27 protein-coding genes and 1 pseudogene are annotated in these 24,400 nt (G+C 71.0%); 17 read left to right on the top strand and 11 right to left on the bottom strand.

Going from position 1 to position 24,400, the window contains the following annotated elements; translation table 11 throughout:
- The first annotated feature begins 27 nt into the window (after positions 1-27).
- The 3 genes from ACIBVP_RS30905 to ACIBVP_RS30895 all read left to right on the top strand — a co-directional run bounded on the left by ACIBVP_RS30905 (position 28) and on the right by ACIBVP_RS30895 (position 2,436).
- Positions 28-1,158 (top strand): phosphotransferase, encoded by a 1,131-nt coding sequence (locus ACIBVP_RS30905; RefSeq protein WP_396109902.1) that lies wholly within the window; start codon positions 28-30, stop codon positions 1,156-1,158.
- Positions 1,159-1,557 (top strand): hypothetical protein, encoded by a 399-nt coding sequence (locus ACIBVP_RS30900; RefSeq protein ID WP_396109901.1) that lies wholly within the window; start codon positions 1,159-1,161, stop codon positions 1,555-1,557. It abuts the gene before it with no gap.
- 177 nt (positions 1,558-1,734) lie between these two features.
- Positions 1,735-2,436: a hypothetical protein gene (locus ACIBVP_RS30895; protein WP_396109900.1), complete on the top strand. Its 702-nt coding sequence runs from the start codon at positions 1,735-1,737 to the stop codon at positions 2,434-2,436.
- Here the strand turns inward: ACIBVP_RS30895 and ACIBVP_RS30890 are convergent.
- Genes ACIBVP_RS30890 through ACIBVP_RS30880 form a run of 3 tightly spaced genes read right to left on the bottom strand, consistent with a single transcriptional unit; the run spans position 2,423 to position 5,765 of the window.
- Positions 2,423-4,639 (bottom strand): heavy metal translocating P-type ATPase, encoded by a 2,217-nt coding sequence (locus ACIBVP_RS30890; protein WP_396109899.1) that lies wholly within the window; start codon positions 4,637-4,639, stop codon positions 2,423-2,425. The genes ACIBVP_RS30895 and ACIBVP_RS30890 overlap by 14 nt on opposite strands.
- A gap of 8 nt (positions 4,640-4,647) precedes the next feature.
- Positions 4,648-5,556 carry a hypothetical protein gene (locus tag ACIBVP_RS30885; RefSeq protein WP_396109898.1) on the bottom strand — a complete coding sequence of 303 codons (909 nt, stop codon included), beginning with the start codon at positions 5,554-5,556 and terminating at the stop codon, positions 4,648-4,650.
- A gap of 2 nt (positions 5,557-5,558) precedes the next feature.
- Entirely contained in the window at positions 5,559-5,765 is a 207-nt protein-coding gene (locus ACIBVP_RS30880; protein ID WP_396109896.1) for a heavy-metal-associated domain-containing protein, read from the bottom strand.
- Positions 5,766-5,880: 115 nt separating this feature from the next.
- Between ACIBVP_RS30880 and ACIBVP_RS30875 the strand changes: the two genes are divergently transcribed.
- Together ACIBVP_RS30875 and ACIBVP_RS30870 are read left to right on the top strand one after the other, a co-directional pair.
- Positions 5,881-6,102 carry a hypothetical protein gene (locus ACIBVP_RS30875; RefSeq protein ID WP_396109895.1) on the top strand — a complete coding sequence of 74 codons (222 nt, stop codon included), beginning with the start codon at positions 5,881-5,883 and terminating at the stop codon, positions 6,100-6,102.
- A gap of 68 nt (positions 6,103-6,170) precedes the next feature.
- A complete protein-coding gene (locus tag ACIBVP_RS30870) occupies positions 6,171-6,464 on the top strand; it encodes a hypothetical protein (protein ID WP_396109894.1) in 294 nt (97 codons plus the stop codon).
- Here ACIBVP_RS30870 and ACIBVP_RS30865 read toward each other — a convergent pair.
- Positions 6,422-7,243: an endonuclease/exonuclease/phosphatase family protein gene (locus ACIBVP_RS30865; RefSeq protein WP_396109893.1), complete on the bottom strand. Its 822-nt coding sequence runs from the start codon at positions 7,241-7,243 to the stop codon at positions 6,422-6,424. The genes ACIBVP_RS30870 and ACIBVP_RS30865 overlap by 43 nt on opposite strands.
- Before the next feature lie 45 nt (positions 7,244-7,288).
- On the opposite strand from ACIBVP_RS30865, the gene ACIBVP_RS30860 reads away from it, so the two are divergent.
- A complete protein-coding gene (locus tag ACIBVP_RS30860) occupies positions 7,289-8,761 on the top strand; it encodes a glycosyltransferase family 39 protein (RefSeq protein WP_396109892.1) in 1,473 nt (490 codons plus the stop codon).
- Between the two features lie 9 nt (positions 8,762-8,770).
- Entirely contained in the window at positions 8,771-9,655 is an 885-nt protein-coding gene (locus ACIBVP_RS30855) for an aminoglycoside phosphotransferase family protein (protein WP_396109891.1), read from the top strand.
- Here ACIBVP_RS30855 and ACIBVP_RS30850 read toward each other — a convergent pair.
- Complete coding sequence (locus tag ACIBVP_RS30850) at positions 9,652-10,179, bottom strand: DUF1697 domain-containing protein (protein ID WP_396109890.1); 528 nt, start codon at positions 10,177-10,179, stop codon at positions 9,652-9,654. The two genes, ACIBVP_RS30855 and ACIBVP_RS30850, sit on opposite strands and share 4 nt — an antisense overlap.
- A gap of 43 nt (positions 10,180-10,222) precedes the next feature.
- Positions 10,223-11,332, bottom strand: a complete 1,110-nt coding sequence (locus tag ACIBVP_RS30845; RefSeq protein WP_396109889.1) for a calcium:proton antiporter — start codon at positions 11,330-11,332, stop codon at positions 10,223-10,225.
- A gap of 123 nt (positions 11,333-11,455) precedes the next feature.
- Between ACIBVP_RS30845 and ACIBVP_RS30840 the strand changes: the two genes are divergently transcribed.
- Positions 11,456-12,295, top strand: a complete 840-nt coding sequence (locus ACIBVP_RS30840; protein WP_396109888.1) for a glycosyltransferase — start codon at positions 11,456-11,458, stop codon at positions 12,293-12,295.
- Positions 12,296-12,301: 6 nt separating this feature from the next.
- Here ACIBVP_RS30840 and ACIBVP_RS30835 read toward each other — a convergent pair whose 3' ends face one another.
- Positions 12,302-13,054, bottom strand: coding sequence for a GAF and ANTAR domain-containing protein (locus ACIBVP_RS30835; RefSeq protein WP_396109887.1), 753 nt, complete (start codon positions 13,052-13,054; stop codon positions 12,302-12,304).
- Positions 13,055-13,141: 87 nt separating this feature from the next.
- Between ACIBVP_RS30835 and ACIBVP_RS30830 the strand changes: the two genes are divergently transcribed.
- From ACIBVP_RS30830 to ACIBVP_RS30795, 8 genes and pseudogenes are all read left to right on the top strand, one after another.
- Positions 13,142-13,534, top strand: a complete 393-nt coding sequence (locus tag ACIBVP_RS30830; protein ID WP_396109886.1) for an STAS domain-containing protein — start codon at positions 13,142-13,144, stop codon at positions 13,532-13,534.
- 84 nt (positions 13,535-13,618) lie between these two features.
- Positions 13,619-14,947, top strand: a complete 1,329-nt coding sequence (locus ACIBVP_RS30825; protein WP_396109885.1) for a DUF2252 domain-containing protein — start codon at positions 13,619-13,621, stop codon at positions 14,945-14,947.
- A 262-nt stretch (positions 14,948-15,209) separates the two neighbouring features.
- Positions 15,210-16,073, top strand: coding sequence for an ATP-dependent DNA ligase (locus tag ACIBVP_RS30820; protein ID WP_396109884.1), 864 nt, complete (start codon positions 15,210-15,212; stop codon positions 16,071-16,073).
- Between the two features lie 48 nt (positions 16,074-16,121).
- Positions 16,122-16,619 (top strand): hypothetical protein, encoded by a 498-nt coding sequence (locus ACIBVP_RS30815; RefSeq protein WP_396109883.1) that lies wholly within the window; start codon positions 16,122-16,124, stop codon positions 16,617-16,619.
- 35 nt (positions 16,620-16,654) lie between these two features.
- Entirely contained in the window at positions 16,655-17,932 is a 1,278-nt protein-coding gene (locus ACIBVP_RS30810; RefSeq protein ID WP_396109882.1) for a cytochrome P450, read from the top strand.
- 28 nt (positions 17,933-17,960) lie between these two features.
- On the top strand, positions 17,961-18,323 hold the full coding sequence (locus tag ACIBVP_RS30805; protein ID WP_396109881.1) for a DUF5313 family protein: 363 nt from the start codon (positions 17,961-17,963) through the stop codon (positions 18,321-18,323).
- Positions 18,324-18,368: 45 nt separating this feature from the next.
- Positions 18,369-18,827, top strand: a pseudogene (locus tag ACIBVP_RS30800) (SRPBCC family protein); the annotation flags it as partial.
- 247 nt (positions 18,828-19,074) lie between these two features.
- On the top strand, positions 19,075-19,854 hold the full coding sequence (locus ACIBVP_RS30795; RefSeq protein WP_396109880.1) for a DUF899 domain-containing protein: 780 nt from the start codon (positions 19,075-19,077) through the stop codon (positions 19,852-19,854).
- 287 nt (positions 19,855-20,141) lie between these two features.
- Here ACIBVP_RS30795 and ACIBVP_RS30790 read toward each other — a convergent pair whose 3' ends face one another.
- Positions 20,142-20,549 carry a PPOX class F420-dependent oxidoreductase gene (locus ACIBVP_RS30790; protein ID WP_396109879.1) on the bottom strand — a complete coding sequence of 136 codons (408 nt, stop codon included), beginning with the start codon at positions 20,547-20,549 and terminating at the stop codon, positions 20,142-20,144.
- A 72-nt stretch (positions 20,550-20,621) separates the two neighbouring features.
- Between ACIBVP_RS30790 and ACIBVP_RS30785 the strand changes: the two genes are divergently transcribed.
- Positions 20,622-21,059 carry a MarR family winged helix-turn-helix transcriptional regulator gene (locus ACIBVP_RS30785; RefSeq protein WP_396109878.1) on the top strand — a complete coding sequence of 146 codons (438 nt, stop codon included), beginning with the start codon at positions 20,622-20,624 and terminating at the stop codon, positions 21,057-21,059.
- Here the strand turns inward: ACIBVP_RS30785 and ACIBVP_RS30780 are convergent.
- From ACIBVP_RS30780 to ACIBVP_RS30770, 3 genes are all read right to left on the bottom strand, one after another.
- Complete coding sequence (locus ACIBVP_RS30780; protein WP_396109877.1) at positions 21,033-22,280, bottom strand: sugar ABC transporter permease; 1,248 nt, start codon at positions 22,278-22,280, stop codon at positions 21,033-21,035. The genes ACIBVP_RS30785 and ACIBVP_RS30780 overlap by 27 nt on opposite strands.
- Positions 22,281-22,574: 294 nt before the next feature.
- Positions 22,575-23,351 (bottom strand): ATP-binding cassette domain-containing protein, encoded by a 777-nt coding sequence (locus tag ACIBVP_RS30775; protein ID WP_396109876.1) that lies wholly within the window; start codon positions 23,349-23,351, stop codon positions 22,575-22,577.
- The gene (locus ACIBVP_RS30770) at positions 23,351-24,400 is read right to left on the bottom strand and encodes a sugar ABC transporter substrate-binding protein (RefSeq protein ID WP_396109875.1); all 1,050 of its coding nucleotides are present in this window, start codon (positions 24,398-24,400) and stop codon (positions 23,351-23,353) included. The genes ACIBVP_RS30775 and ACIBVP_RS30770 overlap by 1 nt, the downstream gene beginning before the upstream one ends.

The following is a 24,400-nucleotide window of genomic DNA, read 5'->3' as shown; positions in this document are numbered from 1 at the left end:
TCACGTCCGGCGACCAGAGTCATTGGTGTGAGCACGGAACTGGAGCTGCTGTCCGGACCGGACGCGGGTGACCTGCTGGCCGCGGTACTCGGCCGGGCCCCGCTCGACTGGTCGGTGACGCAGGTCGACCACGACCACACGACGGTGTCGTACGCGGCGCGGGTCGAGTGGCCGGACGGGACGGTCACGGCCGAGACGTTCGGCGCGGCCGCCGGCCGGGTGCCGGACGGCGTGCTGCGCGTGACCGACGGCGAGACCGAGGTCGGCGTGTGGCGGTTCCCGTTCGACCCGGACCTGCCGGGGCTGGCGGTGGCGTGCGACCCGGTCCGCATGGGCGGGCTCGTCGACCGGCTCGGTCTCGGCACCCTGACAGGACTCGCGGTGCGGACGTACCGGCCGCGGCGGCGCGCGGTGGTGGCGGTGACCACGTCGGCGGGCACGGTGTTCGTGAAGGTGCTGCGGCCGGACCGGGTCGAGCAGGTGCACGACCTGCACCGGCGCGCGGCCGGTGCGTGCACGCCGGTGCCGCTGGGGTGGACGCCGGACGGGCTGCTGGTGCTGTCCGCGTTGCCGGGCAGGACGTGGCGTTCGGCGCTGCTGGCCGGTGACGGGGACGTGCCCGCGGACGACGTGGTGGCACTGCTGGACGCCCTGCCGGTGGCACTCGCGGACGGTGCGCCGCGGCGTACGTGGGGGCAGAAGGCCGGGCACTACGCGGGCACCGTGGCCGCGGTCGTGCCGTCGCTGTCCGACCGGGCCCGCGCGGTGGCGGCGGCGGTCGACCACGACGCGCCGGAGGGCCCGGCGGTGCCGGTGCACGGGGACTTCTACGAGGCGCAGGTGATGGTCGACGGCGGCCGGGTGACCGGGCTGCTGGACATCGACACGGCGGGGCCGGGTGAGCGGCTGGACGACGCCGCGTGCCTGCTGGCGCACCTGGACGTGCTCGCACTGATCAACCCCGGGCTCACGCACCCCGGGCCGGAGTTGCGGACCCGGTTCGAACGGGACCTGGACGCGTCGGCACTGGCGCGGCGGACGGCGGCGGTCGTGCTGTCGCTCGCGACCGGGCCGCACCGGGTGGCCGAACCCGGGTGGGAACTCGCGACGGCCGAGCGGATCGCGCTCGCCGAGCGGTGGTTGGGAGAGGAGAGGTAGATGAACATCAAGCGCACGTGGGTAGTGGTGGGCGCGACGATCGGGGTGGCGGGCTTCGCGGGCGCCGGCATCGCGATGGCCTCCGACGACGTGGAACTGCGCGACCCGCGGCACGCGCCGGTGGTGCAGGTGGACCACGACTCGGGGAACTCGCCCAACGCGCCGGGCGCGGGTGACTCGCCGGGCGGGAAGGCGGCCGCGAGCGCCGACTCGCCCGCCGCACCGGCACCGCAGAAGGCGAAGGCGCCGGCACCCGCGAAGGTGGCCGCGTCGGCGGACAGCCCGGCCCCGGCGCCCGTGCGGGTGGTGGCCTCGGCGGACAGCCCGGCCCCCGCCCCGGTCCGGCCCCCGGCCGCCGACAGCGCGAACAGCGGCGCGAGCGCCGACAGCGGCGACTGACCGGTCACGGTGGAGTGGCGCCTCGAACGTCGGCGCCACTCCACCGGCGACTCACGCACCGAAGGATCCCCTCCAGCACAGTGCATCGCGCCGACTCCGGGTCACCGCGTCGGAGCCACCCGCAGCCACCGAATGCCGTACCTCCCTTTAATCTGCACGTGAACGCGAGGAGAACGCATGGTTGCGCAGATCGAAACCCCGGTGCGGTTGAGACGGGTCGGCTGGTGGCTGCTCGGCGTGAGCGTCACGCTCTCGTTCCTGAGCATGGCCATCCCCGCGCTGATCGATCACCCGCTCACCACCGAACGGGGCGAGATCCGCGTCTACTTCGACGTCTTCTCCGAAGGCAACCTGCCCACCTGGTGGAGCACCGCGCTGCTCGCGCTCACCGCGGTCACGCACGCGGTCACCGGCGTGCTGGCGCCCCGCTTCAAGTTCGCCTGGTTCGTCTCCGCCGCCGTGCTCGCGGCGCTCTCGCTCGACGACCACACGTCGCTGCACGAGCGCCTCGAACGCGTCGGCCAGTCCTGGGTCACGTTCGAGCGCTTCCCCGGTTACTGGCTCGTGCCCGGGATCTTCGCCGGGCTCGCCGTCGCGGCCGCGCTCGGGCTGCTCGCCGTGAAGCTCACCGGCGTGACCCGCTGGTGCATGGTCGCCGGGCTCGCGCTGTTGCTCGGCTCCGCCATGGGCATGGAGTTCGTGCAGGGACTGCTGGTCGCCGAGGGGGAGAGCGGCCCGCTGTACGTGCTGGTCCTGCACGCCGAGGAACTGGGCGAGAACATCGGCGTCCTGCTGATGCTGACCGCCGCGATCCGGTCGCTCGCGATCACCAGGGACGCGGACGGGCGCCTGTCGGTCGGCTACGTCACGCAGCCGTGAAACCCCGCAGCCGCAAGCTGTTCGTCACCACGAACACCGAGCTGGCGGCCATCGTCAGCCCCGCGAGCATCGGGTTCAGCAGGCCCGCCGCCGCCAGCGGGATCGCCGCCACGTTGTAGGCGAACGCCCAGAACAGGTTGCCCTTGATCACCGCGAGGGTGCGGCGGGACAATCGGATCGCGTCCGCCGCGGCCCGCAGGTCGCCCCGGACCAGCGTCAGGTCGCTCGCCTCGATCGCCACGTCCGTGCCCGTGCCCATCGCGAGCCCCAGGTCGGCCTGCGCGAGCGCGGCCGCGTCGTTGACACCGTCGCCGACCATCGCGACGACCCGGCCCTCGTCCTGGAGCCGCTTGACGGTGTCGACCTTGTCGGCGGGCAGGACCCCGGCGATCACCTCGTCGATGCCGACCTTCGCCGCCACGGAGCGGGCGACGGCCTCGTGGTCACCGGTGAGCATGATCGGTGTGAGGCCCAGCGCACGCAGCCCGCGCACGGCGTCGGCGCTGGTCGGCTTGACCGTGTCGGCGACCACGAGCAGGCCGCGGGCCGAGCCGTCCCACGCGACTGTGACCGTCGTCCTCCCCTCGGCCTCGGCGGCGGCCTTGGCGGACGCCAACGCCTCCGGCAGCGCGGGCAGCCACTCGTCGCCGTCGACCACCCGGCCCGCCACGACCTCGTGGCCGTCGACCGTGCCGCGCACGCCGAGGCCCTCGCGGGCGGCGAACCCGGTCACGGCGGGCAGCGTGCCGACCCGGTCCCGCGCCCCGTCCGCCACGGCCTTCGCGATCGGGTGCTCCGACGCGTCCTCCAGCGCGCCCGCGTACCGCAGCAACGTCTCCTCGTCGACGCCGTCGGCGACGACCACGTCCTCGAGCGACATCTGACCGCTGGTCACCGTGCCGGTCTTGTCCAGCACCACCGTGTCGACCCGGCGCGTGGACTCCAGCACCTCGGGGCCCTTGATCAGGATGCCCAGCTGCGCGCCCCGGCCGGTGCCGACCAGCAACGCCGTCGGCGTCGCGAGGCCCAGCGCGCACGGGCACGCGATGATCAGCACGGCGACGGCCGCGGTGAACGCCGCCGACGGTGTCGCGTCCGTGCCGAGCCAGAAGCCCAGCGTGCCGAACGCGAGAACGATCACGATCGGCACGAACACCGCCGACACCCGGTCCGCGAGCCGCTGGACCTGGGCCTTGCCGGTCTGCGCCTGCTCGACGAGCCGCGCCATCCGCGCGAGCTGGGTGTCCGCGCCGACGCGGGTGGCCAGCACGACGAGCCGCCCGCCGACGTTCACGGTCGCGCCGACCACGTTCGCCCCCGGCGCCACCTCGACCGGCACCGACTCGCCGGTGAGCATGCTCTCGTCCACGGCGGACGAGCCGTCCTCGACGACCCCGTCCGTCGCGATCTTCTCGCCCGGCCGCACCACGAACCGGTCACCGACCACGAGCGACGCGACGGGGATCCGCGTCTCGGTCCCGCCGCGCAGCACGGCGACGTCCTTGACGCCCAACGACAACAGCGCCCGCAACGCCGACCCGGCGCGGCTCTTCGCGCGTGCCTCGAAGTAGCGGCCCGCGAGGATGAACGTGGTGACGCCCGCGGCGACCTCGAGGTAGATGTTCCCGGCGCCGCCGGTGCGCTCGATGGTGATCCGGAACGGGTGCTCCATGCCGGGGATGCCCGCCGTGCCGAGGAACAGGGCGTACAGCGACCACCCGAACGCGGTCAGCGTGCCGATGGAGATCAGGGTGTCCATGGTCGCCGCGCCGTGCCGGGCGTTCACCCAGGCGGCGCGGTGGAACGGCAGCGCACCCCAGACGACCACGGGCGCGGTGAGCACGAGCGACGCCCACTGCCAGTACTCGAACTGGAACGCCTGGACCATCGACATCGCCACGACCGGGATCGTGAGCACCGCGCCGACCAGCAACCGGGTGCGCAGCGACCGCAGCTCGACGTCGTGCGGCTCCTCGGGCTCCTCGGCCTTGGGCGGGGCCGGGAGGGCGGCGGTGTAGCCGAGCTTCTCGACCGTCGCGATGAGGTCCTCGGTGGCCGCGGTGCCGCGGACCAGGGCCTTCTCGGTGGCGTAGTTGACGCTCGCCTCGACGCCGTCCATGCGGTTGAGCTTCTTCTCGATCCTGGCCGCGCACGACGCACAGGTCATGCCGCCGATCACCAGCTCGACCTGGTCGGTGGCCATGTGCCCTCCTAGTGCCCGTGCCCGCCGGCGACGGCGGTGAACTCCGCGGTCGCCACGACGTCGCCGTGCTTGAAGTCCAGGTACAGCCGGTAGGTGCCCGCGCTGGGGACCTCGGCGTAGAAGACGATGTTCGGCCCCGGCCTCGTCTTCCCGTCTCCGGGTTCGCCGTCGGGGTGGACGTGCAGGTAGGCGAGGTCGCCCTGGCGCAACGCGATGAGGTGGCCATAGGCGGCGAGGTAGGGCTGCAGGTCGGTGACGGGCTCCCCGCCCCTGTCGACCGACAGGGTGAGCTTGCTGGTGGTGCCCGGTGTGAGCGTGCCGCTCAACGTCACCCGGTACTCCCCGACCGTGGCCGTCAACGCGGCGGGCGGCAGCGGCACCGGCTGGTAGGCCCCGGTGACCGGCACGTCGACGCCGAGGGTGTGGCCCTCGTCCTCGTCCGCGAGCTGGAAGTCGGCGAACACCCGGTGGTCGCCCGCGGCCGCGAAGGTCAGCGGTACGCGCCACGTCCCGTCGGCGGCCATCTCGGGGTGCACGTGCTGGAACCCGGACAGGTCGCGGCGCGCGACGATCAGGTGCATCAGCTTGTCGTGCGTGGGCTGGAAGTCCGTGACCGCGTGCCCGTCCTCGCCGAGGATCCGGAACGCGAAGTCGGTGCCACGCCCGGCGACGACCCCGTCGGTCAGCACGTCGAGCGTGACGCCACCCTCGCTGACCTGCAGGCCCGTGGGCACGACGGCGGCATGACCGTCACCGTGGCCCGCGTCCTGCTCGCCGCCGCCCATCCCCTCGTGCGCGGCGGCCTCGGGCTTCGGCTCGGCCGCGACGGGCCCCACGACCTTGCCGATCCCGTAGGCGGCGCCGAACACGGCCGCCACGACCAGGACAAGACCGCCGAGCTTCGCCGCGGGGTGCACGGTCAGCTCGCCAGTTCGTAACCGGCCTCGTCGACGGAGGCGCGGACGGCCTCGACGTCGACGGGTGCGTCGCTGGTCACCGTGACCTGCCCGGTCGAGAGGTCGACCTGGACGTCAGTGACGCCCGGGATCCGCGAGACCTCGCCGCGCACCGCGCCGACGCAGTGCTCGCAGGTCATGCCGGTCACCGTGTACGTGTTCGTCGCCACCAGCTCACTCCTCGTGTCCGTATCGCCGCTTACGAGAACGCTACTATACCCCCGCACGGTATCCAAGCGGGTGAGACTCATGTCCCGGTCGAGCGAGACCTGAGAACCTCGCGACATGACCCGTGAGGACCTGGCTGGCGAGATCACCCGCATCGCCGGAGTGTCCCATGAGGACGTTCACGCCCTGTCGTCGGTGGACGTCATGCGGGTGGTCAACACGCTGCGCGTGCGCGGACTTCCCGTGACCTACCGGGAACTCGCCACGGAGCCCACCTTCGACGCGTGGTGGGCACGGATCAGCCACCTCCTCGCGGCGAACCCCCATCTGGCGGCATGAGATTGTCATGCCCGATCCCTCACGGGCACACTGGTTCCCGGCACGTGACGGCGCTCACACTTGGGGACATGAGCACGCTGGAAGAAATGGGCCACGTGATGCGCACCGCGCCCGGACCGGCGGCCGGTACGCGTGAGGTCGCCGACTGGTACCGCCGCAAGGCACTGCTCCTCGACCATCTCGCCAACGGTGGCCCCGCCACGGAGGCCACCCACATGCACGCCCTCGCCGACGTCGCCCGGCAGCACGCCGCCGACCTGCTTTCCTTGTCACGGAACGACCTCGCCCCCGCCTCCTGGGCCGTCGGCCGAAGGACGGTTCAGAACAGCGTTGGCGGGCTTGCCGCTTCGAACGGGTCGTAGGTGTCCAGGCGGGTGCCCGCGTCCACGGTGAACCGGATCGACAGTCCTGAGTGGTCGGTGAGGCGGGTGGACCTCGGCTCGTGGACGTACTCGCACTCGACGAGTTCCTCGGCCAGTTCCTTGCTGCAGTGGGCGTGGTCGTAGCGGTAACCGTCGCCGGTGCGGCCGATCCAGCTGTGCTCGACGCGGTCCGGGTTCAGGTGCCGGTAGGCGTCCAGCAGGCCGTGCTTGTCGGTCAGGCCCCGGTAGAAGTCGTACTCGAACCAGCGGAACGTCGTGTACGCCGGGTCGTGGTCCGGTTCGACGACGTTGAGGTCGCCGAGCACCACGGTTTGCGCGCCCGCCTCGGTCATGCCCGCGGCGCCCATGGCCGACGAGAACTCCGACAGCCAGCGGCGTTTGCGTTCCGTCTTCTCCGCTGTCGCGTCTCGTGTCGGAACGTAGGTGCCCAGAATGCGGATCAAACCCATACGGGTGGAAATCATTGCGCCGGTCACCCGATTGGGTAGGTACGACAGCATTGTGCCGATCGGATCGACCTGGAGTGGCAGTTTGCTGACGATCATGACGCCGTACTCCGCGGGCGCCGGCTTGGGATAGAGCACCGCGTAACCGGCCGTGCGGAACGCGTCGGCCAGGTGTTTGCACCCGTCGCTCGTCCTCGTCTCCGTCAGCACCAGCACGTCCTCGTGCCTGGTGGCGAGCCAAGCGAGCTGGCGGTGGGCGCGCTCCTCCGAGGGGCTGCCGATGTTGAGCGTCAGCATGCTGAGACCGGACATGAGAAGTGATGGTAGAGAGCTGATCGATGCGGGAGAATTCCACCCGTGAATGACGCCCCGGTCGTCGCCAGGTCCCCCTTCGCCGCGGCACCGGTAACCCTGGTCGCCGCCACTTTGTTCACCGCGCTGATGGCCGTCAGCACGCGATACGGCTATCACCGCGACGAGTTGTACTTCCGCCTCCTGGGTGAACAACCCGCGATCGGGTACTTCGACACGCCGCCGCTCACACCGGTGGTCGCGAAACTTTCGATGGCGCTGTTCGGCGACAACGTCGTGGCGCTGCGCGTGGTGCCCGCGCTGGCCGTCGCCGTGACGGTCGTGCTCGTGGCGATGGTGTGCCGGGAGTTCGGCGGCACGACCGGCGCGCAGGTGCTGACCGCGGTCGCGATCGCCGTGTCGTCGATGGCGTTGATCGCGGGCCACATGCTGCTCACGCTCACCCTCGACCTGCCGCTGGGGGCGGCGGCGATCCTGTTCCTGTGCAAGGCGATCACCCGGGACGGGCGTTGGTGGCTCGCCTTCGGCGCGGTCGTCGGGGTCGCCACCTACAACCGGCTGCTGATCGCGTTGCTCGTGCTGGGCGTCGCCGTCGGCGTCCTCGTCGCCGGGCCGCGGTCGGTGCTCGCGGTCAGGTGGCTGTGGCTCGGGGCCATGCTGGCGCTGGTGATCGCGCTGCCCAACCTGCTCTACCAGTCGGCGCACGACTGGCCGCAGGCGCAGATGGCCGAGGCGCTCGAGGCCGAGAACGGCGAGGACAACCGGATCATGTTCGCGCCGCTGCAGTTCGGGCTGCTCGGGTTCGGCTCGGTGATGGCGGTCGCCGGCCTCGTGTCGCTGTGGCGGCGCCGCACGTTCCGGTTCCTCGTCATCGCCTACCCGGTGGCGAGCGCGATCACCCTCTACTCGGGTGGCCGCCCTGACTACGTCGCCGGGTTCCTGATGGCGTTGTGCGCGGCGGGTTGCGTGCCCACGGCGCAGTGGCTGACGACCACCGTGCGGCGGGCCGTCGTCGTGGTCGGGATCGTGGTCACCGCGGTCGTGTCGGTGCCGCTCGGGCTGCCCGTGCTGCCGGTGTCCGCGCTCGACGACCTGCCGATCGGCGAGCTGAACGAGACCGCACCGGAGTCCGTCGGGTGGCACCGGTTCGCCCAGCAGATCGGTGCGGTCGCCGCCACGATCCCGGCGGAGGAACGCGTGCACACGATCGTGCTCGCCGAGAACTACGGGCAGGCGGGTGCCGTGGACCGCTGGACGGAGGAGCTCGACCTGCCCGCGGTCTACAGCGGGCACAACGAGCTGTGGTGGCGTGCCGTACCGGAGGACCACGTCGCGACGGTCATCACCGCGACGGACTCGCCCCGGATCCGTGGCTTCTTCGGCTCGTGCGAGCAGCACGGTGTCGTCGACGACGGCGTCGGGTCGTGGAACGAGGAGCAGGGCAAGCCGATCCTGCTGTGCCGCGAGCCGGTGCGGGCATGGGCAAACCTGTGGCCAGAGTTCCGCCACTACAGCTAGAACTGCCCCATGCACTCCGGTATGCATCCCATTGACGACGACCTCGTGCGGCGGCTGGTCGCCGGGCAGTTCCCGCGGTGGGCGGACCTGCCCGTGCGACGGTTCCCGTCCGGCGGCACGGTCAACGCCATGTACCGGCTGGGCGACGACATGGTCGTCCGCCTTCCGCTGGTCGCGGGCGGTGCGGGCGACGTGGCCACCGAACGGGCGTGGCTGCACCGCCTCGCACCCCACCTGCCCACCCCCATTCCCGAGATGCTCGGCGCCGGGCAGCCCGCCGAGGGGTTCCCGTGGCCGTGGTCGGTGTACCGGTGGCTCGCGGGCGAGAACCCCGAGGAGGGCGCACTCGACGACCCGGACCGGCTCGCCGAGGACCTGGCCGGGTTCGTCGCGGCGATGCGCGGCGTCACCCTGTCCGGTGCGCCGCCCGCCTACCGCGGCGGCCCGGTCGCCTCGCTCGACGCACCGACCCGCGCGGCGATCGAGCAGCTTCGTGGCATCCCGGAAGAAGGTGTCGACTGCGACGCCGCGGTAGGCGTGTGGGACGAGGCGCTGCGGACGCCGGGCTGGGACGGCCCGCCGGTGTGGCTGCACGCCGACCTCATGCCGGGCAACCTGCTGGTGTCCGGGGGCAGGCTGACCGCAGTGATCGACTTCGGCTGCCTCGGCACGGGTGACCCGGCGTGCGACCTGTTCCCGGCGTGGAACCTCCTTCCCGTCAGTGCGCGCCAGGTCTTCCGCGAGGCGCTCGGCGTGGACGACGCGACCTGGCTCCGCGGCCGGGCGCGCACGCTCTCGCAGGCGCTGATCGCGTTGCCGTACTACCGGAACACGAACCCCGCGATGGCGGGCAACGCCCGGCATGTGATCCGGGCGGTGCTCGGCGAGAACTAAGCGGACGCGTCCGCCATCGCCAGCAGCTTGGTGACGGTGTTCCAGTTGCGCATGGTCGCGATCTGCCCCTTGCGTGCCGGGAACGCCGCCAGGAGCTTCGAGCTCTGCGTGCCGTCCGGCACCCAGAAGTACGCCTCGCGCTCGGCGAGGTGGACCCGCTCCGGCTCGAAGGCGGCCGCGTCGATCTCCGGCCACTCCCCTGCCACGTCCACAAAGGACACGAAGTAGCGGGATGGGTTGGTGGCCACCGAACCCAGCGGGTCCGCGGCGACCACCGCGCGTAACTCGTCCGCGGTCCGCAGCACACAGTCGATGGGGAACCCGGCGCCCTCCGCGAGCGCCGCCTCGACCTCCTTGCGCACGGTCGCGGGCTTCTTGCTCGTGCGGAACACGGCGTTGCCGCTCTGTAACAGCGTCCGCACGTCCTCGTACCCGAGGCCGGTCAGCCACGCACGCAGGTCGGCCATCGCCACCCGCCGCTTGGCGGCGAGGTTGATGGCCCGCAACAGAGCGATGTACACCATGCCCGCACGATAACGCGCGGCACCGACATTTTCCGGGCCGCGCTCAGGGGTTGACCGCGAGGAACACGAACGCGGCGAACAGCACCAGGTGCACACCGCCCTGCAGGCGGGTGGCCCGGCCGGGCACGACCGTGAGCACGCTGACCACGACGGTCAGCACGAGCAGCACCAGCTGCGTCGAACCGAGGCCCAGCACCAGCGGCCCGTCGAGCCAGGTCGACGCGAGCGCGATCGTGGGGATCGTGAGACCGATGCTCGCCATGGCCGAGCCGTAGGCGAGGTTGAGGCTGGTCTGGATCCGGCCGCGCCGGGCGGCGCGCACGGCGGCGAGCGTCTCCGGCAGCAGCACCAGCAGCGCGATCACCACACCGACGAACGACGGCGGGAACCCGACCGCGGCCACCCCTTCCTCGATGGCGGGCGACTCCACCTTCGCGAGCCCCACCACGGCCACCAGCGACAGCAGCAGCATCCCCAGGCTGACCAGCGCCTCGCGACCGCTGGGCGGCGCGGCGTGCTCGTCGCAGTCCTCCTGCTCCTGCTCCTGCGCCTTCTGGGCGACCGGAAGGAAGAAGTCGCGGTGCCGCACGGTCTGCGTGAGCACGAACATCACGTACAGCGCGAGCGAGGCCAGCGCGGCGAACGTGAGCTGTGCCGGGGAGAACTCAGGGCCGGGCTGGCTCGTGGTGAAGGTGGGCAGGACGAGGCTCAGCGCCGCGAGCGTCGTGGCGGTCGCGAGCGCGGCGCCGCTGCCCTCCGCGTTGAAGAGCGTGACGTGGAACCGCCGCGCGCCGACCATGAGCGCCAGGCCGACGATCCCCGTCGTGGTGATCATGAACGCCGCGAACACGGTGTCCCGCGCCAGCGACGCGGACTCCGGTCCGCCGGACACCATGAGCGTCACGATCAGCGCGACCTCGATGACGGTCACCGCGACCGCGAGCACCAGCGACCCGAACGGCTCCCCCACCCGGTGCGCGACCACCTCCGCGTGGTGCACGGCCGCCAGCACGGCGCCGGCCAGCAGGACCGCGACGATCAGGACCAGTACGGCGCCGAGGTCACGTCCCCAGGTCGCCACGAGCGCGCCGATGGCGAGCACGGGCACCACACGAGTCCACGACAACCACGCCCTGCGCCCGTCCGCTCCCACACGACGACACTAATCGCCAAGGCAGGACACATGCCCACCGACCGGACCGGTTTGTCCGATTGGTCACACTGAGGTGATTGAGGCTGGAGTGAGTCTCCACCCGCCCGGCCTACCGTCGCGGACATGCACCTCCTCTTCCTCAGCCGGCCCGCCCCGGGACACCTGTACCCGACGCTGCGGCTCGCGGAGGAGCTCGGCGCGCGCGGCCACCGCGTCACCTTCGCGTCCTCGGACCCCTACCTCGACGAGCAGGCCGAGGCCGGCGTGCGGCCGATCCGGTTCGGCCGCAACGAGCGGCGCCTCCTCGAGACGTCGATGCTCGGCGTGGTCGACGCCGTGGTCGCCGACCCGAGGACCGCGGCCGTCGCGACCGACCTGGCCCGGGCATGGGACGTGCCGCTGCTGGTGGCCGGCGAGAACCTGCCCTCGTCACCGTACGGCTGGCCGCACGAGCGGGCGTACGAGTCGTACGTGTTCAGCATCCCGGGGACACGCGGCACCGTGCACAACACGTGGCGCCGCCACGGGGAGCGGCCGGTGCTGCTGGTCGACGGCCCGCCGATCGGCCCGCTGGTGCGCGCGTTCGGCGAGACCCCGTGGCAGGTCGTGGTCAGCGACACCGAACTGCCGCACGCCGACGTGTTCCTCACCGACGGCCGGCTCGCCGCGGTGAGCGCCGGGCTGCGCGCCGGGGTCCCGATGGTGCTGGCCCCCACGACGGCCGAGGAGGTCGCGCACGCGGAGCGGGTCGCGGCACTCGGCGTGGGCACCGTCGTCACGGCGCTCGGGGACACGCACGCCGAGGAGCTGCGCGACGTCGTCGAGCACCTGCGGTTCGACGAGCCGACCCGCATCACCGCACAGTGGTTGCGGGAGCTGGTCACGGCCGAGGGCGCGCCGGCGCGGGCGGCGGACCGGGTGACGGAACTCCTCGCGACGCCCCCGCTCACGCAGGCCGCCTGACCGGCTCTACACAGCCCGGCTGACGCCGCTCGCCTTCGATCCCGCCACGCCGAGCTGGGCGAGCACCTCGTCGAAGCCGCCGCCGTCGTGCGCTCCCACGAGCATGGCGGCGAGGTCGCGCAGCTTCTCGTTCCGGTTCTGGGACGTGCGTTTGAGCAGGGCGAACGCGTCCTCGGACGGGCAGTCGAAGTGCCGCATCAACAGCCCCTGCGCCTGGCCGACCAGCGAACGGGTGCGCAGCGCGGTCCGCAGCTGCGTCACCAACTCGCGCGAGTCGTGGTAGAGCGACGCGTTGTCGAACGCGACGCCGGCGTGCAACGTCAGCAGCAGCACCACGTCGAACGCGGCCTCGCCGAACTGCTCCGGTTGGCGCGACAGCAGGGACAGGACCGCGGTCTCGGCGCCGTCGGTCGACAGCGGCAGGCACAGGCAGCTGCGGTAGCCGGCGTTCACGAACTGGGTGCCGAAGGCGGGCCAGCGCTGGTCGGCCGCCACGTCGTCGAGCCTGCGCGGCTCGGAGTACGTCACCGCCTCGACGATGGGCCCCGGCACGAGCGGGTCGAAGCCGAGGTCGTGGGACGAGTCCACGGTCTCCACGCCGGACGCCGAGCGCACCGTGATGATCGCGTCGTCACAGCCCGGAACCGTGCGCACGATTCGCGTGACGAACCGTGCCATGGTGGAGCCGAAGTCGTCGTCGGCGACCAGCTTGGTTATCTCGGCGAGTTCTCTCGCCAGCGTCAGGATGTCGTCGGGCACGTCAGGAGTCTCTGCGTTCCGGTCCCCGGAGGCAACTCCCCCGGGGTTGGTAGTGTGGTGCTGAAGTTCACGGTTACGAAGTCAGCCGTGCGTCCTCTTCTCCAGGAGACCACATTGGCTGATCTGTCGTCGCTGCGCATCCGTCATCGGCTCGTGACCACCGGGGTGGTGGTGGTGTCCGTCGGTGGCGAAGTGGACCTGGCCACCGTCGACACTCTCCGCGACAACCTCACACCACATGTGTCCGATCCCGCTACGCGACTGCTCGTGTGCGATCTGTCGCAGGTCGGGTTCCTGGCGTGCAGCGGGTTGTCCGCACTGCTGGACGTGCGGTCGGAACTGGAGGCCAGGGGCGCGCGGTTCGCCGTGGTCGCGAACAGCCCCGCCGTGCTGAGACCGGTGACCATCACCGGTCTGCCGGAGGCGCTCGGCGTGCATCCCAGCCTGTCCGCCGTCCTCCGTCAGTCCATTGTGGAGTGATGGGGTCCTTTGTGGACATCACGGTGCGGGCGCGGGTGCCGTGGAGATCACCACCTGACCCGCCCGAGCTGGCAGAGTATAGGTATGGATGACGTCATCGACCGCATCACGGAGCGGGGCGCGGAAGCGCGGCAGGCACAGATCGTGGACGTGCTGGTGGACGCGTTCGACGAGCTGATGAGGGCGGACCCGGTGGCGTTCCGCAGGAAGTTCCGGAAGATGGCGGCGGCGCCGTTCGCGTTCTACCGGGGCAGCGCGGTGCTGTTCTACGCGGACATGGCCCAGGACATGGACCCGTGGGCCGACGAGCGCACCAGCAGGGTGTGGATCCAGGGCGACCTGCACGCGGAGAACTTCGGCACCTACATGGACTCGTCCGGCACGCTGGTGTTCGACGTGAACGACTTCGACGAGGCGTACCTGGGCAGTTTCACCTGGGACCTGAAGCGGCTGACGGCGAGCGTCGCGCTGATGGCGTGGAGCAAGGCGATCTCCGACGACGACATCGCGGCCCTGATCGGCACCTACCTGCGCGAGTACGTGCGGCAGGTGCGGTCGTTCGCCGACAACCCGGGCGACGAGGGTGTGCGGCTGCAACTGGACAGCACGGAGGGGACGCTGCACGAGGTGCTGCTGCGGGCACGCCTGCGCACGCGGACCGGCCTGCTGTCGACGATGACGAAGGTGGAGGACTACGAGCGCCAGTTCTCGCGTGGCCCGGGGGTGCGCGAACTGCCGGACGCGGAACGGTCGACGGCGCTCGAGGCCTTCGCGTCGTACCTGGACACCATCCCCGCCGGGAAGCGGTTCAGCGCGGGCACGTACCACGTGAAGGACCTGGTGGGACGCAGCGGGTTCGGGATCGGGTCGGCCGGGCTGCCCGCGTACAGCGTGCTCGTGGAGGGGCACACGCAGGCACTGGAGAACGACGTCGTGCTGTCGATGAAGCAGGGCAACGTGCCGGCGCCCAGCCGTGTCGTCGACGAACCGCGGATCCAGTCGTACTTCGAGAACGAGGGCCACCGCACCGCCGTGTCCCAGCGGGCGCTGCAGGCGCACGCGGACCCGTGGCTGGGCCACACCACGGTCGACGGCAAGGGGTTCGTGGTCACCGAGCTGTCGCCCTACGCCGGTGACCTGGACTGGTCGGAACTGACGGAGCCGACCGACATCGCCCCGGTCCTCGCCTACCTCGGCCGCGCGACCGCCAAGATGCACTGCGTCTCGGACTCCGACTCGGAACAGACACTGGTCGGCTTCCAGAGCGAGGAGGCCATCGCGTCGGTCATCACGGACGAGGACGAGTTCACGAAGACACTGACCCGGTTCGCGATGGCGTACGCCGCCCAGACCCGCGAAGACCACAGCCTCTTCGTGAACGCCTTCCGCGGCGGCCGCATCCCCGGCATCTAGACCTGGGCGCGCGTACAGCCGTGCCGAATCACGACATATGCGTGCCCGCCGCCTTCAACACCGTCGACAAATGGGCCGCGGGCACAGTGGGGAGCGGTCGTGCTGCCCAACGAAAACATCCGTGCGGACAGCGGATTCGACTGGAAACCGGTGCTCGCGGCGCTCCCCTGAGCCGGGGCGTGACGTGCTGACGCCGAGCGTTTACAATCCGCAACCCCGGGTATGCAAATTGCATATTCCCCGCCGATCACCGAGACGAGAGATGATCGATCCGCCCGAGTTGATGCTCGCAACGCCGACCGATCGCCGCTTCTCCGACGACGACTGGCTGTTCGAACGGAAGCTGAACGGGGTGCGCGCCCTGTCCATCCGCGACGGGTGGCGGCCCCAGCTGTGGTCCCGCGCCCACAAACGCCTCGACGACACCTACCCCGACCTGGTCGAACTGCTGGCCGGGGCGGGCACGACCCGCTTCGTCGCCGACGGCGAGATCGTCCGCGACGGCGACACCGTGCGGTACCACCTGTTCGACCTGCTCTATGTCGATGGCACAGACCTCACCGGACGGCCGCTGTGGGAACGCAAGGAAATACTGCGCACGGCGTTCCGTTTCGGTGGCCCGCTGCACTACACCGAGCACCGCGAGGGCGACGGCGAGGACTACTACCGGCACGCGTGCGACAACGGCTGGGAAGGACTGATCGCCAAACGCGCCGACTCGCCGTACGTCGGCGGGCGCTCCGCGGACTGGCTCAAGTTCAAGTGCGTGCGCAGCCAGGCGTTCGTCGTCGGCGGGTTCACCGAGCCGCAGGGGTCGCGGGCCGGGTTCGGCGCGCTGATCGTCGGCTACCACGAGAACGGCGCGCTGCGGTACGCGGGCAAGGTCGGCACCGGCTACGACCACGCGACCCTGCGTGCGCTGCGGGCCCGCATGGACGCCATGGCCCAGGACACCTCCCCGTTCGCCGACCCGGTGCCGGAGCCGACCGCGCACTGGATCCGGCCGGAACTGGTGGTGCACGTCGGGTTCAGCGAGTGGACGCGGGAAGGCAGGCTGCGCCACCCCCGCTTCGGCGGCCTGCGCACCGACACACCACCGGCCGACGTCGTGCGTGAGCAGCGTTGACGTTTTGCCCGACGAGCGCGGCGGTATCCCCCGGGCGAGGTGATACCGGTGCGTGAGTTCGCGAAAGAAGGACCGCGGGCGCAGGGCAACCCCGTGGTGTGGGCGGGCCGTGAGGACGGTCCCGCGCTGGTGGTGGTCGACCCGGCGGGCACGGCCAAGCACGACGAGCTGCCACCGACCTGGGACCAGCTCGCCGCCCACTTCCAGGTGGCGTGGTGCCGGGTCCCGGCGAGCAAGCAGTCGATAGAGGACGTCGAGGACGTGTTCGAGACGCTCGCGGACCGGCAGTCCGCCGCGAACCTCGTGGCGAGCGGCGAGGCCTGCGAGGCGGCGCTCGCACTGGCGCGCGAATACTCCGACATCGTCACGTCCGTCCTGCTGGTCGACCCGCCGGACGGCGACGAGTCCCTCCCCGGCAGCGACATCGAGGTGCGCGTCGTGGCCCGCAGCCACCGCGGCCCGGACGACCGCGTCGAGGCGCCGCTCCCGCTCGGACACCCGGAGGTGGTGGCGGGCCTGGTGACCGCGCTGGCCACGATGAAGTGACGTTTCCGCCGGTCCGGCGAGGGCATCCGAGGACCATGACCAGCGCGATCATCACCCGTGCCTCCGCGACCGACACCGCCCGCGTGCTCTCGACCGTGCTGCTGCCCACGCTCGCGGGCGGTGTCATCAAACGGCGACCCCTGCTGATGGGGCTCGTCGACCGGCTCGGCGGCGACGATCGCGCCGTCCGCGAGATCGCCCGCCTCGCCGACCGGTACGGCGCCGGTCCGGTGCTCCTGCGCGTACCGGGGCACCGCGAGGTCGCGGTCGTCCTGTCACCGGACCACGTCGGTGCCGTGCTCGCGGCGTCGCCCGACCCGTTCACGCCGGCGAGCACCGACAAGGTCAGCGCGCTGAAGCACTTCCAGCCGCACGCCGTGCTGATCACCCGCGACGAGGCGACACGCGCGAAACGCCGTGCGGCCAACGAACACGCGCTGGAGACCGCGCGCCCGCTGCACCACCTCGCCGTCCCGATCCACCGGGTCATCACCGAGGAGGCGGCCACGCTCACCGACCGCACCCTCGAATGGGACACCTTCGACACCACCTGGCAGCGCGTCGTCCGCCGGGTCGTGCTCGGCGACGCCGCCCGCGACGACGAGCGGCTCACCGAACTCCTCGACCGGCTGCGCCGCACCGCGAACTGGGCGTGGGCGATGCCCCGGCGCGAGCGGCTCCTGTCCGAGTTCACCGAACGCCTCCGCACGCACGTCGAGCGCCGCGACCCGGACTCCGTCGCCGCCGGGTTCGGCGCGGACGTCGACCCGGTGGGCCAGGTGCCGCACTGGCTGTTCGCGTTCGACGCGGCGGGCATGGCGGTCATGCGCACGCTCGCCGTGCTCGCCACGCACCCGGACGCCGCCGCGCGGGCCGAGCGGGACGCGGGCGAACCGGCACAGCTGCCGTACCTGCGGGCGTGCGTGCTCGACACGCTTCGGCTGTGGCCGACGACCCCGGCGATCCTGCGCGAGAGCACGGAGAAGACGACGCTCGGCGGCCACGAACTGCCCGACGGCACGACGGTGCTCGTGTTCGCACCGTACTTCCACCGCCAGGTCTCGCAGCGGTTCGACCCCGGCATGTGGTTGGACGGTCGCGCACAGTCGCATCCGGCGCTGGTGCCGTTCAGCGGCGGGCCGGGCCAGTGCCCGGGCCGCAACCTCGTGCTGTACACGACGAGCACGATGCTCGCGGTCATGCGGACGCACCGTGACTACGCGTTGACCGACGACCACGGCCTGCGCGGCCACGAGCGGCTGCCCGGCACGCTCGACAACTTCCGCCTGGAGTTCCGCGCCACAGCACGTTGACCGCCGACCTGGCGGGGTACCCGGACGCATGGAGATGACGAGGCCGGGCCCCGTGCGGTGGCTTCACTACGCGTACGGCGGGCGGCTGCCCGACCGCTACCGCGAGTGGGTGTTGCACGACGCGACCGACCGCGGCTGGCTGGCGCGCTTCGCGCTCCTGGTGGTTGCGCAGACGCTGCCGTGGCTGGTCGCGGCGTTTCTCGTACTGGTGCTGTTGACGCCGTTGTCCCTCGGCTGGGCGCTGCTGGCGGTCGGCGCCGCGCTCGCGCTGAGCCTGTTCTTCACGCTCACGAGCGCGGACGAGCTGACCGAGGCGCGGCTGGTCAAGCACGGTTTCGCCCCCGGTACCGGCAAGAACCGCCGCAGGGCAAGACATGTTTCGTCGTGGTGAGACGTGGAACGTCTTGCCACGCACGCGATCGAAGGAGGACAGACAGTGACCACCATCGAGAAGTCGGTGGATGTGCAGACTCCCGTGCGGACCGCGTACAACCAGTGGACGCAGTTCGAGTCGTTCCCGGCCTTCATGGAGGGCGTGGACCGCATCGAGCAGCTCACCCCGACGCGCACCCACTGGCACACCACGGTCGGCGGCGTCACCCGTGAGTTCGACGCCGAGATCACCGAACAGCACCCGGACGAGCGGGTGGCGTGGCGGTCGATCACCGGCCCGGAGCACTCCGGTGTCGTGACGTTCCACCGCATCGACGACAGGACGACGCGGGTCCACCTGCAGATGGACTACGAGCCGGACAGCCTGACCGAGAAGGCGGGCTCGGCACTGGGCGTCGTGGGTCACCGGATCCAGGGCGACCTCGGCCGGTTCAAGGAGTTCATCGAGCACCGCGGCGCCGAGACCGGTGGCTGGCGCGGTGACGTGGAGCGTTCGCCGCAACAGGGCGAGTCGCGGATGGCTCCCCGTGGCGGCAGCCCGGGCCAGAGCGTCCCGCCGGGCGACCCGGACTTCGCGGCCGAGCACACCCGCCCGACGTACGCGGACGAGCCCGCGCCGGAGGGGCCCGACGAGTCGGTGCCCGGTAACCCGGCCGGCATGGACCGCAACCGCCGCAACCCGTTCTGACGGCGGGCGACTCCGAGGGGCGGTGCGATGAGTTTCGCGCCGCCCCTCGGTCTGTACGGGTATGAACCTGCCGAGCATCGTGAGCCGCGCGGAGTGGCTCGAGGCCCGCAAGGAGCTCCTGGCCAGGGAGAAGGCGCTGACCAGGGCACGTGACGAGCTGGCGGCGGCCAGGCGGTCGCTGCCGATGGTGCCGGTGGACAAGGAGTACGTGTTCACCGGCCCGGACGGGCCGGTGACGCTGCTCGACCTGTTCGACGGGCGCGCACAGCTGATCGTGCACCACATGATGTGGGCGTTCGACGTCGACGAGGACGGCACCGAGGTACCCCGCGACACGGGCTGCCCGAGCTGCTCGGCGCACGCGGACAACATCGGCAACCTCGTCCATCTGCACCAGCGGAACACGTCGTTCGTGGCGGTGTCACGGGCGCCGTACGAGAAGATCGGGCCGTTCCACGAGCGGATGGGGTGGGCGTTCCCGTGGGTCTCCTCCCACAGCAGCGACTTCAACCACGACTACCACGTGACGGTGGACGAACGGGTCCAGCCCGTGCTGCTGAACTACCGGACGGAGCCGGAACTCGCCGAGCAGGGCTTCGAGTGGTCCCCCGCGAGGCGCGGCGACTACCCCGGCATGTCGTGCTTCCTCCGGGACGGGGACCGGGTCTTCCACACGTACTCGACGTACGCCCGCGGCCTCGAACAGATCGGCGGCACCCACTACTTCCTGGACATGACCGCCCTGGGCCGCCAGGAACCATGGGAAAAACCAGCAAACCGCGCCACCACCTTCGCCGCCCAGGCAGGCAACCCAACCCTCCGCTTCCACGACGAATACTGACCCCGCGAGTCGCGCCCCCAGACACCGCGAGTCGCGCTCTCAGACACCGCGAGTCGCGTTTTCGCACATGGCGAGTTGTGGGGGGGGGGGGGGGGGGGGCGGGGCCCGCGGGGGCAGCAAAACCACCCAAGGAGGGCCCGGGGACCACCCCCGCCCGCCGCCCCCCCTCGCCGGTGTGGTTTTTGTCCTCGGCGGGGGTTGTGCGCACTCCCCCCCGTCTCCCACACCACTCCCCCCCCCCCCCCCCCCCACAACTCGATGCGCCTGGGAACGCGACTCGCGAGGGGTTACGCCGCTTGGTGGACGGTGCGCTGGAAGCCCGCGTCGCGGGTGCCGGACTCGCCGTCCAGGTTGAAGCTCCACGAGACGGTCGGCGTGATCCGCATGTACGCCCCGGCGCCGAACTGGCCCTCCCGCTCCACCAGCTCGGCCGTGCCGTAGACGCGCAGGAACCGGGGCCGCCACGGGTCGACGGACTTCAGGTCGTCGACCACCAGCGCCACCTTCTCGTTCCCCGCCTCGACGTTGCGGTATTTCCGGGTTCGCACCGGGTCGTGACCACCGACGTAGAAGTACGTGCCGTCGAACTCGAAGCCCACCGGCGCCACGTCCGGCTGCCCGTCCGGCGCGACGGTCGAGATGCGCGCCAGCGGCTGGGACCGCAGGTACGCGACCTCCTGCTCGGTAAAGGACATGTCCACTCCCTTGACTGTCAATGGCACTGATTGTACGCGGCATTAACTATCTACGTCGGGTACCGTAGGGCCGTGGAGGAGATCGCGCAAGTGACCGCCGGGTTGGTGCGGCTGTCGTTCCTGGTCCAGGACGTCTACGCCCGCGTCTCCGAAAACCACGACCTCACGCCCGTGCAGGCCAAGCTGCTGTGCGTGATCGCGGACGGCCCGCGGGGCATGGCCGACCTGGCCAACCACTTCGGCGTGGAGCGTGCGGCACTCACCGGCCTGGTCGACCGTGTCGAGCGCCGCGGCCTGGCGGAACGCACGGCGGTGCCCGGCGACCGCCGGGCGTTGAACGTCGCGCCGACCGAGACCGGTTGCCAGGCCGCGCACGCCTTCAAAACGGAAGTGGGGGAGGAACTCGGCAAACTCGTCGCCGGGCTCTCCCCCGAACTCCGCAAACACCTCGGTCAGGCGCTGGTCCAACTGCTGAGCAGCGACCTAGGCGCGCCCATGTGCCGCCCGTGACCGTCGGGCCACCGAGTCGAGCGCGACGGCCAGCGCCAGCACCAGACCCGTCACCATGAAACGGAACGACGAGTCGAGGTCGAGCAGTGTCAGTCCACTTGAGATGGACTGGATCACCAGGATGCCCAGCAGCGCCGAGAACGCGCTTCCCCGCCCGCCGAACAGGCTGGTGCCACCGATGACGGCCGCCGCGATCGCGTTCAGGTTCACGTCACCGGCGCCGCTCGCCTGGTTCGCCGCCGCCAGACGCGCCGCGGCGATCAGTCCACCCACCGCCGCGAGCGAGCTGCACAGCATGAACACGCTGGTGTACATGCGTTTCACGTTGATGCCGGCGCGCCGGGCCGCCTCGACGTTGCCGCCGATCGCGAACACGGCGCGGCCCCACGCGGTGCGGGTGAGCACGTAGTTCATCACCAGCACCAGCGCGACGAACGTCACGAACATCCAGCCGACGCCGCGGGCCTGGTTCAGGTACCAGACCGCGAAACCCAGCGCCACCAGCACTGCCACGCTGCGGATGACGAGCAGCAGGGTGGACCGTGCGGACAGCCCGGCGGCACGGCGGGCGCGGGCCAGCGAGTACCCGGTCACGAAGATCCCACCGGCCGCGAGGACCACCAGCACGTACGACAGCCATGCCGGCACGAACGCGAGCTGCGCGAAGTGCACCAGCCCGGAGTCGAACGGCAGGTTGATCGTGCCCTTGCTGCCGAGCAGCCAAAGCTGCAACCCGAGGAACCCGAGCAGCCCGGCGAGGGTGGCGACGAACGACGGCACACCCAGCCGCGTCACCATCTGCGCGTACACCCAGCCGATCGCCCCGCCCGCCGCGATCGCGGCGAGGATCGACGCCCAGAACGGCCAGCCGGCGTCGACGAACGTGACCGCCGTGAGCGCCGCGGACAGCCCGCTGACCGACCCGACCGACAGGTCGATCTGCCCGACCAGCAGCACGCACACGACGCCGAGCGCGATGATCCCGACAGACACGCTCTCCATCAGCAGGTTCACGAGGTTCGCGCTCGACAGGAACACGGGGTTGAGGAGCTGGAACACCGTCCAGATCACGACCAACCCGACCACGATCGGCAACACCCCGAGGTCCCCACCACGGACCCGCTCGGCAACCGCCCCGAGCACACCCCTGACCCCGTCGCCACGCCGCAACCGCTCGTCGAGCAGGTCCATCGCAGGCGCAGCAGCCTTCACCTGAGTCATCGCGAGTCTCGCTCTCGAACAGCGCGAGTCGCGCTCCCGAACATGGCGAGTTGTCGACCTCGTGCAGGAGCACCCGCACGAAAACGCAACTCGATACGCCGGAGCACGCGACTCGCGGTGTCCGCACACGCGACTCGCGCGACCTCGGTTCGCAACTCTCCCGTTCGAGACCCGCGAGTCGCGCTCCCAGACAGGGCGAGTTGTCGACTTCGCGTAGGAGCACCCGCACGAAAACGCAACTCGGTGTGCTGGAGCACGCGACTCGCGGTGTCTGAGCGCGCGACTCGCGCGGCTTCAGCCATGGTTCCTCCTGGCGCGTTGTGTGGCCACGTTGTCCGCAGCGCCGGTGATCGCGGCCACCAGGTCCTCGGTGGTCACCTCGGCCGCGTCGAACTCGCCGTTGTTGCGACCCAGCCGCAGCACCACGATGCGGTCGGCGACCGCACGCACGTCCTCCATGTTGTGGCTGATCATGATCACGCCGAGACCGCGCTCGCGCAGCCGCTCGATGAGGTTCAGCACCTCCGCGGTCTGCTCGACGCCGAGCGCGGCGGTCGGCTCGTCCAGGATGATGATCTTCGGGTCACCGAGCAGGGACCGCGCGATCGCGACCGTCTGCCGCTGCCCACCCGACAGCGACGCCACCGGGATCCGGACCGTCGGGATCTTCGCCGACAGCTGCCGCAGCAGCTCCCACGACCTGGTCTCCATCGCGACCTCGTCGAGCCGCCCGCGCCGGATCTCCCTGCCCAGGAACAGGTTCTCCACCACGTTCAGGTTCTCGCACAACGCGAGGTCCTGGAACACGGTCGCGATGCCGAGCGCGTGCGCGGCCGCCGGACTGCCGATGGTCACCGGCCGGTCGGCGAACGTGATCGTCCCCGCGTCCGGCCGGTGCACCCCCGACAGCACCTTGACCAACGTGGACTTGCCGGCACCGTTGTCGCCCACGACCGCCACGACCTGACCGGCGGACACGTCGAGGTCGACGTCGGTGAGCGCGGCGACCGCGCCGAAGTTCTTGCTGATGGCTCGCAGTGACAGGACAGCGGTGTCCGTTGTCGCGGTCATCAGGCCACCCCGTGCTCCGTGCACGCCGCCGCGTACTCCTTCACGCACACCTCGGACGGCTTGATCTGCTCGGACTTCGACAGCACCTCCGCGAGGTTGTCGAGCGTCACCACGGTCGGGTCGAACAGCTGCGACGGCGTGTCGAAGAGCATCGTCTTGCCCTCGGGCTTCTCCCCCTTGACGAACTGGTACGCCACCTCGGCCGCGGCCTCCGCGACGATCTTGATCGGCTTGGAGATCGTGTTGTACTGGTCGCCCGCCACGACCCGCTGCGCGGCGGCGACCTCGAAGTCGTTGCCGGTCACCGGCGGTACCGGGGTGACGCCCGCGGCCTTGAACGCGGCGATCGCGCCGCCGCCCGTGCCGTCGTTCGCGGCGACCACGCCGACGATCCTGTCGCCGAAGCGGGTGATCTGGCCGGACACCCAGTCCTGCGCCTTCGACGGCTGCCAGTCCGGCGTGTCGTACTCGGCGAGCAGCTCGAACCCGCTGTCGTCGATGGCGGAGTGGATACCCTTCTTGATCAACCCGGCGGCCGCGTCCGTCGGCGAGCCGTTGACCTGCAGGATCCCACCCTTCGCGCCGGTCTCCTTCAGGTGCGCGACGAGCGAGTCGCCGATGGACTTACCGATCTTCTCGTTGTCGAACGAGATGTAGTAGTCGGCCGGGGTCGACGGGATCGGCCGGTCGTAGGCGATCACCGGCACACCCTGCGCACGGGCCGTGTTGACGATGGACGCCGCGGCCGTCGAGTCCACCGGGTCGATCACGATGGCCTTCACGCCCTGGGCGAGCGCGGAGTTCGCCTGCTGCTGCTGGCGGGACGCGTCGGCCTGCGCGTTCTGGTAGATGACCTCGCAGTCGGAGCACAGCTCCTTCATCTTCGCCTTGAACAGCGGGCTGTCGTACAGCTCGTAACGGGTCGACGCGATGTCCGGCATCAGGAAGGCGATCTTGGCGCCAGCCGCGTCGCCGCCACCACCGTTACCGGACGAGCAGGCGGAGACGACCAACGCGAGCACCGCGACGAGGACCGAGAGTCGGCGCAT

The sequence above is a fragment of the Actinophytocola sp. NPDC049390 genome (genome assembly GCF_044466355.1).
Taxonomy (GTDB): Bacteria; Actinomycetota; Actinomycetes; order Mycobacteriales; family Pseudonocardiaceae; genus Actinophytocola.
Note: the sequence above shows the minus strand (reverse complement) of the source record. Positions and strands in the feature narration are given on the sequence as shown.